The organism is Brevundimonas sp. (assembly GCF_031412435.1).
Lineage (GTDB): Bacteria > Pseudomonadota > Alphaproteobacteria > Caulobacterales > Caulobacteraceae > Brevundimonas.
On record NZ_JANODA010000055.1, the window covers coordinates 1 to 10,159 of the forward strand.

The 10,159-nt window shown below is 68.4% G+C and carries 10 protein-coding genes and 1 pseudogene; 6 read left to right on the plus strand and 5 right to left on the minus strand.

Going from position 1 to position 10,159, the window contains the following annotated elements; all coding sequences use genetic code 11:
* A partial coding sequence (locus RMO01_RS11080) for a fasciclin domain-containing protein (RefSeq protein ID WP_309629113.1) occupies window positions 1-297 on the plus strand: 297 nt, incomplete at its 5' end.
* Window positions 298-361: 64 nt separating this feature from the next.
* Here the strand turns inward: RMO01_RS11080 and RMO01_RS11085 are convergent.
* Together RMO01_RS11085 and RMO01_RS11090 are read right to left on the minus strand one after the other, a co-directional pair.
* Window positions 362-1,525 carry a cystathionine gamma-synthase gene (locus tag RMO01_RS11085; RefSeq protein WP_309629114.1) on the minus strand — a complete coding sequence of 388 codons (1,164 nt, stop codon included), beginning with the start codon at window positions 1,523-1,525 and terminating at the stop codon, window positions 362-364.
* A 4-nt stretch (window positions 1,526-1,529) separates the two neighbouring features.
* Window positions 1,530-2,942, minus strand: coding sequence for a cystathionine beta-synthase (locus RMO01_RS11090; RefSeq protein WP_309629115.1), 1,413 nt, complete (start codon window positions 2,940-2,942; stop codon window positions 1,530-1,532).
* 112 nt (window positions 2,943-3,054) lie between these two features.
* Between RMO01_RS11090 and rnr the strand changes: the two genes are divergently transcribed.
* On the plus strand, window positions 3,055-5,385 hold the full coding sequence (rnr, locus tag RMO01_RS11095; protein ID WP_309629116.1) for a ribonuclease R: 2,331 nt from the start codon (window positions 3,055-3,057) through the stop codon (window positions 5,383-5,385).
* Here rnr and RMO01_RS11100 read toward each other — a convergent pair.
* Window positions 5,382-6,137: a hypothetical protein gene (locus RMO01_RS11100; RefSeq protein ID WP_309629117.1), complete on the minus strand. Its 756-nt coding sequence runs from the start codon at window positions 6,135-6,137 to the stop codon at window positions 5,382-5,384. The two genes, rnr and RMO01_RS11100, sit on opposite strands and share 4 nt — an antisense overlap.
* An 88-nt stretch (window positions 6,138-6,225) precedes the next feature.
* Between RMO01_RS11100 and RMO01_RS11105 the strand changes: the two genes are divergently transcribed.
* From RMO01_RS11105 to RMO01_RS11120, 4 genes are all read left to right on the plus strand, one after another.
* The gene (locus RMO01_RS11105; protein WP_309629118.1) at window positions 6,226-7,050 is read left to right on the plus strand and encodes a hypothetical protein; all 825 of its coding nucleotides are present in this window, start codon (window positions 6,226-6,228) and stop codon (window positions 7,048-7,050) included.
* 70 nt (window positions 7,051-7,120) lie between these two features.
* Window positions 7,121-7,861 (plus strand): NUDIX hydrolase, encoded by a 741-nt coding sequence (locus RMO01_RS11110; protein WP_309629119.1) that lies wholly within the window; start codon window positions 7,121-7,123, stop codon window positions 7,859-7,861.
* Window positions 7,854-8,255 (plus strand): DUF5990 family protein, encoded by a 402-nt coding sequence (locus tag RMO01_RS11115; RefSeq protein ID WP_309629120.1) that lies wholly within the window; start codon window positions 7,854-7,856, stop codon window positions 8,253-8,255. Before RMO01_RS11110 ends, RMO01_RS11115 begins: the two co-directional genes overlap by 8 nt.
* A 94-nt stretch (window positions 8,256-8,349) precedes the next feature.
* Window positions 8,350-9,156 carry a hypothetical protein gene (locus tag RMO01_RS11120; RefSeq protein ID WP_309629121.1) on the plus strand — a complete coding sequence of 269 codons (807 nt, stop codon included), beginning with the start codon at window positions 8,350-8,352 and terminating at the stop codon, window positions 9,154-9,156.
* Window positions 9,157-9,159: 3 nt separating this feature from the next.
* Here RMO01_RS11120 and RMO01_RS11125 read toward each other — a convergent pair whose 3' ends face one another.
* The gene (locus tag RMO01_RS11125; protein WP_309629122.1) at window positions 9,160-9,333 is read right to left on the minus strand and encodes a hypothetical protein; all 174 of its coding nucleotides are present in this window, start codon (window positions 9,331-9,333) and stop codon (window positions 9,160-9,162) included.
* Between the two features lie 141 nt (window positions 9,334-9,474).
* Window positions 9,475-10,159 (minus strand): annotated as a pseudogene (locus RMO01_RS11130) (DNA-directed RNA polymerase subunit beta'); the annotation flags it as partial.

The following is a 10,159-nucleotide window of genomic DNA, read 5'->3' on the forward strand; positions in this document are numbered from 1 at the left end:
GCCCCGTCGGACGAGGCGTTTGCCGCCCTGCCGGCCGGCACGGTTGAAGAACTGGTCAAGCCCGAGAACAAGGACAAGCTGACGGCGATCCTGCTGCTGCACGTTGTGCCGGGCAAGGTCATGGCCGCTGACGTGGCCGGCAAGGTCATGGATGCTGCCACGGCCGGCGGCGCGACGGTGCACGTTGACGGCACCGACGGCGTGACCGTGGATGGTTCCAAGGTGGTGACGGCCGATATTGCCTGCACCAACGGCGTGATCCATGTGATCGACGCCGTGCTTCTGCCCAAGGGCTGAATACGCCGTAGAGAACCAAAGGGCGGCCCTTCCGGCCGCCCTTTGTCGTTTCAGGAGGGGCGTCTCAAGCCAGCGCCTGATCCAGATCGGCGATCAGGTCGTCCAGATCCTCGACCCCGACCGACAGCCGGATCAGCGTATCGGTGACCCCGCCCGCCTCGCGCACCTCTTTCGGCACGCTGGCATGGGTCATGATCGCCGGGTGGTTGACCAGACTCTCAACCCCGCCCAGCGACTCCGCCAGGGTGAAGACCGCGAACCGCTCCAGCACCGATTTTGTCCGCGACAGGTCGCCGTCCAGCACCAGGGTGACCATGCCGCCGTACCGACCGTTCATCTGACGGCTGGCCAGCGCGTGCTGCGGATGGCTGATCAGGCCGGGATACAGGACGCGTGACACGCCCTTGCGCTCCTCCAGCCAGCGCGCCACGGCCAGGGCGTTGTCGTTGTGCGCCTTCATCCGCAAGCCCAGGGTCTTCAGCCCCCGGTTGGCCAGAAAGGCGTCGAACGGCCCCATCACCCCGCCGACCGAGTTCTGCAGGAACTTGATCTCCTTCGCGATCTCGGCATTCCCGGCGACCAGCACCCCGCCGATGATGTCGGAGTGGCCGTTGAGATATTTGGTCGCTGAATGCATGACGATGTCGGCCCCCAGCGCCAGCGGCTGCTGGCTCCACGGCGTGGCGAAGGTGTTGTCCACCACCAGTAGCAGACCATGCGCCTTGGCCACCTGCGACAGGGCGGCGATGTCGGCCAGCTTCATCAGCGGATTGGTGGGCGTCTCGACCCACAGCATCTTCGTCTTCGGCGTGATCGCCGCCTCGACCGCGCCGACATCGCTCAAATCGACATAGCTGAAATCCAGCCCCATCGACCGGCGTCGCACCCGCTCGAACAGCCGCCACGACCCGCCGTACAGATCGTCGCCCGTGACGATGTGCGATCCGGCGTCCAGCAGTTCCAGCGCCGTCGAGGTCGCCGCCATGCCGCTGGCGAAACCGAAGCCTTGAACGCCCCCTTCCAGGTCGGCGATACAGGCCTCGAACGCCTCACGCGTCGGGTTCTTGCCCCGCGCATACTCATAGCCCTTGTTCACCCCCGGGCTTTCCTGGGCATAGGTCGAGGTGGCGTAGATGGGCGTCATGACCGCGCCTGTGGTCGGGTCCGGCCGCTGGCCCGCATGGATCGCGCGGGTCGAGAAACCTTGGCTGTTCTTCAAATTCGCCATACGATTACCGGTTCAAACTCAGGTGGTTGATCAGGTCGACCCGCGCGATCAGGCCGACGAATTTTTCGCCGTCCAGCACGATCGCCACCCGGTCGCGGTCGAACAGCGGGATCAGGGCGTCCAGCGGCTCGGTCACCTGGACCGTGTCCAGGTCGCGCGTCATGGCCGAGGACACCGGCTTGGCGAACCGCTCCTTGCGGGTGATCTCGTCGGTGTTCATCACGTGAACCAGGTCGCTCTCGTCGAGGATGCCGACCAGACGGCCGTCCTGGATGATCGGGAGTTGCGACACGTCGGCGCCGCGCATCCGCTTGAAGGCGGTGTCCAGGGTGTCGTCCGGCCCGGCCGTGACCACGTCGCCCTTCTCGTATTTGCGCGAGATCAGGTCCGACAGGTCGCCATGCAGTTCGCGCTCGCCCAGCCCCTGATCCGCCAGCCAGGCGTCATTGTAGACCTTGGACAGGTATTTCGCCCCGGTGTCGCAGACGAAGGTCACGCAGCGCTTCGGTTCGGTCTGCTCCCGGCACCAGCGCAGGGCCGCCGCGATCAGCGTCCCCGACGACGATCCGGCCAGAATGCCTTCCTTGAGCAACAGCTCGCGCACCGTCGCCACGGCCTCGGCGTCCGGAATCGAATAGGCCTTGTCGATCAGGCTCATGTCAGCCGTGTCGGGCACGAAATTCTGACCGATGCCTTCCACGGTGTAGGACCCCTCCGGTCCCGGTACGCCGTCGTTGACGATCCCGGCCAGAACCGAACCGACGGGATCGGCCAGGACGATCTCGGCCTTCGACCCCTGGCTCTTCAGATACTCGGCCACGCCCGTAATCGTCCCGCCCGAGCCGATGCCGGCGACATAGGCGTCGACGTCGTGGCCCATCTGTTCCCAGATCTCCGGCCCGGTCGTCCGGACGTGCGCCTCGGAGTTGGCCTTGTTCGCGAACTGGTTGACGAAGAACCCGCCCGGAATCTGCTGCGCCAGCCGCTCCGCCATATCAGTGTAGTACTCAGGGTGGCCGTGCGCGACGTCCGACCGGGTCAGGCGAACATCGGCGCCCATGGCCCGCAGATGCTGGATTTTTTCCTTGGACATCTTGTCCGGGATGACCAGCAACACCTTATAGCCCTTGGCCTGCCCCACGAGGGTCAGCGCCAGACCCGTGTTTCCGGCCGTCGCCTCGACGATGGTGCCGCCGGGCTTCAACCAGCCTTCCGCCTCCGCCGCTGCAATCATCGACAGGGCGATGCGGTCCTTGATCGATCCACCCGGGTTCTGCGCCTCCAGCTTCAGAAACAGCCGGCAAGGCCCGGTGTCGATCTTCGTCACCTCCACCATCGGCGTCTTGCCGATCAGGTCCAGCAGCGACCCCGAAGGCGCGCTCAGGGTGGGGTGGTCGCTCAGCGGCAGGGAAGACATTCAGACAAACTCCGGAACGGACGGGCGCGGCGGAAGCTGATCGCCCGACCCCATCCGGTCAAGCGGCGCAAGATTTCGCCCTTTTACGCGAAGCGCCCTACATAGGAACTCAATGACCAAAACACCCAGAAAACCCGCCGCCGGATTGCCGGACGAGGCCACCCTGCTGGCCTTCTTTCGCGATGCCGGATCAGCGGAAAAGGGCGATATCGCCCGCCACTTCGGCCTCAAGGGCGAAGATCGCCGGCGCTTACGCGAAATGATCCGCGGCCTCGAATCGGCCGGCAAGCTCGGCAAACGCGGCAGGAAGGGCTTCTCCGAGGCCGGCGCCCTGCCCCCCGTCGGCGTCGCCGACGTGGTCGAGAAGGACATCGACGGCGAACTCTATGTTCGCCTGGTCGAGGCATCGGCCGACGCACCCAAGGCCCTCCTCATCCCCGACAAGGGCAAGCCTGGTCCCGCCCCCGGGCTCGGCGACCGCGTCCTCGCGAAATTCGAGCACGGACCGAACGGCTGGGAAGCCCGGCTGATCAAGAAGCTCGACACGAACAACAACCGCGTCCTCGGTGTCATCCGCAAATCGAACAAGGAGACCCGCGTCGAGCCCGTCGACCGTCGCTCCAAGGACGTCCTGATCATCCCGCAGATCCTGGCGGGCGACCTGCGCGACGGCGACCTGGTGCTGGCCGCCATCGAAAAGTCGGAGCAGCGCTATGGCCACAAGCGCGGCAAGATCCTGGAGACCGTGGGGCGGGAGGACGACCCCCGCGCCGCCTCCCTGATCGCCATCCATACCCACGGCGTCCCGATGGGCTTCTCCGAGGCCGTCGAGCGGGAGGCCGAGCATCAGGACCTGCCGACGCTGAAGGGCCGCGACGACCTGCGCGACATCCCCTTCATCACCATCGATCCCGCCGACGCCCGCGACCACGACGACGCCGTCTATGCCCAGCGCGACGAGGACCCGAAGAACGAAGGCGGCTGGGTCGTCTGGGTCGCCATCGCCGACGTCGCCGCCTACGTCCGCCCCAACACCAGCCTGGACCGCGAGGCCCGCGCCAAGGGCAACTCCACCTATTTCCCCGACCGCGTCGAGCCGATGCTGCCCGAGCGGCTGTCGAACGGCCTCTGCAGCCTCAAGGAGGGCGAGAACCGCGCCACCCTCGCCGTCCGAATGATCTTCGACAAGGATGGCCGCAAACTCGGGCACAAATTCCATCGCGGCCTGATGCGCAGCCACGCCAAACTCTCCTACGAGCAGGCCCAGGCCGCCATCGACGGCGTGGAAAACGGCGGCGGAACCGACGACGCGACCGGTCCCATCATGGAGACCATCCTCTATCCGCTGTGGAACGCCTACCACACGATGCTGAAGGGCCGCCTGAAGCGCGCCCCGCTGCAGATCGACAGCGCCGAGCGCCGCATCCGCATGGCGCCCGACGGCGGCATCGCCTCGATCGAGAAGCGCGTCTCCCTCGAGGCTCACCGGCTGATCGAGGAGATGATGGTCCAGGCCAATGTCTGCGCCGCCGAGACGCTGGAGGCCAAGAAGACGCCCCTGATCTTCCGCGTCCACGACACGCCCAGCCAGGAGAAGGTCTTCAACCTGGCCGACTTCCTGTCGACCATCGACAAGCCGTGGAACAAGGGCGAGGCCCCGACCACCAAACGGTTCAACAAACTGCTCGACGAGACGCGTGACGGCCCCCATGCCGAGGTCGTCAATGAGGTCGTCCTGCGCAGCCAGATGCAAGCCATCTACAGCCCCGAGAACGTCGGCCACTTCGGACTCAACCTTGACCGTTATGCACACTTCACCTCCCCGATCCGGCGCTACTCCGACCTGATCGTCCACCGCGGCCTGATCCGCGCCCTGAACCTGGGCTCGGACGGCCTGACCGACCGCGAGATCGCCGAACTGCCCGCCATCGCCGATCAGGTGACCCTGACCGAGCGACGCTCGATGGCCGCCGAGCGTGACGCCATGGACCGCTATGTCGCCGCCTTCCTGCAGGATCGCGTCGGCGCCACCTTCACCGGCCGGATCACCGGCGTGACCCGGTTCGGCCTGTTCGTCCGCCTCGACGAGACCGGAGCCGACGGCCTCGTGCCCGTCTCGTCACTGGGCAACGAGTATTTCACCCACGACGACCGCGCCCACGCCCTCGTCGGCGAACGCTCGGGCCAGCGCTACACCCTGGGCCGCACCGTCGAGGTCAAGCTGAAGGAAGCCACCCCGATCACCGGCGGCCTCCTGTTCGAGATGCTCTCGGACGCCGAGCCGCGCGATCCCAACGCCCCCGCCCCTCGCCTCGGCATCCGGGGACGCGGTCCCGGGAGCGGCGGCAATGGCCCGCCCAAGCGCGGCCTCGGTCGTCCCGGGGGTCCCAAGCCCCCGCGCGGAGGCACGCCGAAAGGCGTTCGCAAGGGCAAGCGGCGCTAGAGGCCGCCCAGACCGCGCCCCATGGTCAGCGCGAACGCGGCGAACAGAACGACGGCCATCCCGATGATGGCCGGGTTCCTGCGGATCGATCTGGCCGTCACGGGCGCTCGCGGCGTGGTCAGCAGCGGCAGCGTCAGCGGCATGAGCAGCAACGGCAGCGACGCCGCCCCGATCTCCATGAAGGCGTCGAGCAGGCCGGCCCCCGGTCCTCCGCGATAGAGCAGGGCCGCGCCGACGGTCGCCACAGTGGCGGCCAGCCAGGCGATCCGCGCCGTCCGTCGCGCCTCCGCCGGTTCCGCCAGCCGCGACAGTCCTCGCGATGCGAACCCGACACCCGCGAGATAGATCGCCGCTCCGACCAAGGCGCCGACGCCTCGCACCAGTCCGGACGGTTCGCCGATCAGCCCCGCCCATGCGAAATACAGATCGCCATCCCGCGTCAGCATGGCCTGCACCAGATAGCCGCCGTCCCAGAACGCGCCCATGGCGGCGATCAGAACCAGATAAAGGGTCACCGCCGGTCGGCCGGGCCCCGTCACCCGGCTGGCCAGGGCGGCGACGAGGGCGAGGCCCAGATTGGTCAGCGGACCACCCAGATCGATCAGGAATGAGGGCACGTCGCACCGGAACAGCGACGTGGTCAGCAGGGTGACCCGCCCGCCCAGCGCCAGGCAGACGCTGCCATGGCCGACGGACTCATGCGCGACCGTCACCGTGACCGCCGCCAGCACCGCCAGCGCGGCGACGGTCACGGTGTCGTTCCTGCCCTCAGATGCCCGCGCCATCCCGCCGCCCCCGCTTGCCCGACCTGACTATGGCAGTCCAGCATGACGGATGACCATGAGCCAGCCCCCGACGATTCCGGAGATCGACAGCGCCCTCGACCGGCTGAACCCCGTGGAGCGCGATCTGCTGGGCCTTCTGGGCCGAGGGCACACTGCGAAGTCGATCGCCACGCTCCGTTCGATGTCGGAGGCCGCCGTCAACGAGCGCTTCCGCTCAGCCCGTCGAAAGACCGGAATCGGCTCCAGCCGCGAGATCGCCCGTCTGATCGTGGCCCGAGAAAATCGTCACGACTTTATCGATCTCGCCCGAGCGCCAGCCTCGCCGCCAGAACTCCCTCGTCCAGAGGCGCCGCGCCGTGCGTCGCCCCACCGATGGAGACTTCTTATGGCCGCCGCCGTCCTGATCGCCGCCGCGATCCTCGCCCAGCAGACTTCGGTTCCGCCGGCTCCGCCTGTGGTTCACGCGGCCATCCCGGCCGCCGCCGAAGCGGTCTTCGCATCCCGCGATCCTGCGCCCGACGTCGTGGCTCTGCATGCCGAAATCGGATCAGGACCAGCGGACCCGGCCTGGTCCGCCCCGACGGAGGCCGCTCTGTCGCGCGCCTATCACCACGCGATCGACCCCTCCCGGACGCTGGAAACCCTTGACGTCACCTGCAACGAATCCCTGTGCGAGGTGCTGGGCGTCAGCAGGCCGAACCTGTCGATCGACGAGAACAATGTGCTGATGGACGCCTTCCAGGCGCGTGATCTCCACCAGATCGCGATCACGCGCGACCTCGCCCTCGTCGTCCAGAGCTTCAACCAGACGCGGGACGACGGCGTCGCCGGTGCTCCCTCGAAGGTCGTCTTCGTCGCCTACTGGCGTCGAGCGGAGTAGCCGCCCAAGCAGGGCCAACCCGACTGAGGCCCCGCTTTCCTTGCCGCGGCCGCCGTGGCATCGGTTTCCGATGCCGTCGCCCCTCCAGCCCTTCGACGCCGCCCAGGACCTTCGCGACGCCCCGCCGGCGCCGGGACCGCGCCAGCGCCCCAGGGACGCCGCCACCCTGATCCTCGTCCGCCGGGGCAAGACGCCGGAAGTGCTGATGGGCCGACGCGCGCCCGGCCATGTCTTCATGGCGTCGAAATGGGTTTTCCCGGGCGGACGCATCGATCGCGCCGATTTCACCGCCGCCTCCTTCACGGATCCCGATGGCCCGACCCGCGCCCGGCTGGAGGCGGAGCTGCCGTCCCACCGCGCCCGCGCCCTGTGTCTGACCGCCGTGCGCGAGACCTTCGAGGAGACCGGCCTGATCCTCGGCAGCGCCGCCCCACCCGCCTCGGTCGCCGGGCCGTGGCGCGAATTTCGTCAGGCGGGCGCCCTGCCCGACCTCGCCGCCCTGTCCTACATCGCTCGCGCCATCACTCCCCCCGGCCGCACGCGCCGTTTCGACGCGCGGTTCTTCCTGGCCGACGCCGCCGCCCTGCTGGCGCCCGAACCGACCGCCGGGTCGGGCGAGCTGGACGAGATCGCCTGGCTGCCGCTCGAAGAGGCCCGCGCCCTTGACCTGCCCTCCATCACCCGCTTCGTCCTGGCCGAGGTGGCCGAGCGGATTGTCATCCCGGACGGCGCGCAGCGACGAACCGGGACGGATCGCCCCCTGCCCTTCGTCCGTATGGTGCGCGGCGCCCATCTGGTCAGCCATGACTGAGACCGTCACCCTGCGCCTGACCATCGCCGATCCCGTGCCCGGCCTGCACTACTGGCGACAGGACGCGAAGAACGCGCCGCACGACATCCGCCTGTCGACCGATGGGCCCCTGACCTTCGACATCCCCGTCGACCTGCGCCCGGACGGCAGGCTGGGCGGAACCTTCGTGCGTCGCGAGGGCAAGGAACGCCGCTTCGTCTACATCGCCATCGGCGGCGCCATGCCGGGGCTGCCTGTCGTCAGCCGTCGCGCCAAAATCGATGTCCACGACATCCCCGCGGCCCTGCTGAAGCCCGGAACCGTCATCGCCGCCACCCTCCCCGGTCGCGGGAAGGACGGCGCCCCCGCCTGCGCCACCGTCCGCCCCCTCACACCCTGGACCGCCGTCTCGTGAGCTTGTCATCCCGGAAGGCGCAGCGCGCCTTTCCGGGACGCCCTGTTCCGGCCACGGTCGCCCGTCAGCTTGGCCGGACCGACGGGGAGGATCTGTGTCGAACGCCGGCCTGAGTATCGCGTACTGGCGCTCGCCCGCCGCCCGCCGGTCGTCGTCGCGCCGTGCGGCGATCCTGGCGGGCTCGATCCTGTTTCATGCGGTCGTGCTGACGCCGCTGGCCATCGGCCTGTTCGCGGGTGATCGCCCCGTCATCACCCCGGATCCCGACATCCCGATCTTCGTCGAGATGGAGCCGCGCCCCCTGCTTGAAGGCGAGACCGTGCGCGAGCCCACCCTGGCCAGCGTCGCCGCCCGCGAAACGGTCCCGCTCCTCGGAGAGGCTGTCCCCTCCGTCACCCAGGACCGCACGCGCGAGGAGGACGAAGAGGATGACCGGCCCACCGTCCCTGCCCCGCGGATCGGCGCCAGCCCGCTCGTCGGACCGCCGCCCGCCTCCGCCGACCCCTGGCAGGTGAACCCCGAGAGCACGGCCGCCGCTGTCGGCCGGTCGATGCGCACGGGCGCCGGCGGTTGCCGGATGATGGACGGCCGCCTGTCCGCCTCCGAACAACAGCTCTGCGACGAGCGCTTCAACGCGGCCGCCGGCCGGGCCGGCCCGCTCGGGCCCCGGACCCTGACGCCCTCGGAACAGCGTCGCGACGCCCAGTTCGCCCGCGACGGCGCCGCCGCTCTCGCCCAGTACGAGGCTCAGCGACGGCCTCTGTCCGGCGGTCCCGGCATCACCTTGGCCAGCCCTGACTGCCCGGGGGGCAACCTGCGCGGCTCCTGCGCGGGCGCTCACCTGCGTCCAGGCTTCGAGATGACCGACGAGCGGCTGCGCAACAACCGCAAGATGGAGTAGCGCTCAGGCGCCCTGAAGGGCCCAGCCGTGGTCCGGACAGAAGGCGTCGTGGGCGGCCGCGCCCAGATCGATCATCGCGTTCATGGCCATGAGGTAGCAGGCCGCCGCCATGCAGATCGCCGCGATGGTCCAGGATATCCGGTCGACCCGGCCCGGTGTGTTCTCGGTCTTCGTCATCGCACTCTCCGCCACACGGCAAAGGTGTGCGACGGACCGCCCGGCGTCAACTCACGCTCGCGCGACCCGCTGTCGCGCCCAACGAAAAGGGCGGCCCCGCTGCCGGAACCGCCCCCTTCAGTCTTCAGTTGGTGAAAGCGATCACTCGCTCTCGGCCAGCTCCAGTTGCAGATCGGCCGGCAGGGGCTCGACGGCGGCTTCCCGCGTCGAGGTCAGCAGGGCGTCCCGCTCGTTGGCGATCTTCTGCAGGCTGCGCAGATAGGCGCCCGTACCGGCCGGGATCAGTCGGCCGACGATGACGTTTTCCTTCAGGCCTTCCAGCATGTCCTTCTTGCCGTGGACCGACGCGTCGGTGAGGACGCGCGTGGTTTCCTGGAAGGAGGCCGCCGAGATGAAGCTGCGGGTCTGCAGCGACGCCTTGGTGATGCCGAGCAGGACGGGCTGGGTGGTGGCGATCCGGCCCCCACGTTTCTCGACCTTCTCGTTCTCCAGCACGGCCTCGGCCACTTCGACCGTGTCGCCACGGATCAGGGTGGTTTCGCCCGAGTCGAGGATCTCGACCTTCTGCAGCATCTGGCGAACGATCACCTCGATGTGCTTGTCGTTGATCGGCACGCCCTGCAGTCGATAGACCTCCTGCACTTCGTTCACGAGATACTCGGCCAGCGCCTCGACGCCCTGGATGCGCAGCAGATCGTGCGGATCGGGGTTGCCGTCGATGATGTAGTCGCCCTTCTGGATCAGATCGCCGTCGTGGACGGAGATATGCTTGCCCTTGGGGATCAGGAACTCGACGGGTTCACCCTGTTCGCCATCGGCGTTCAGT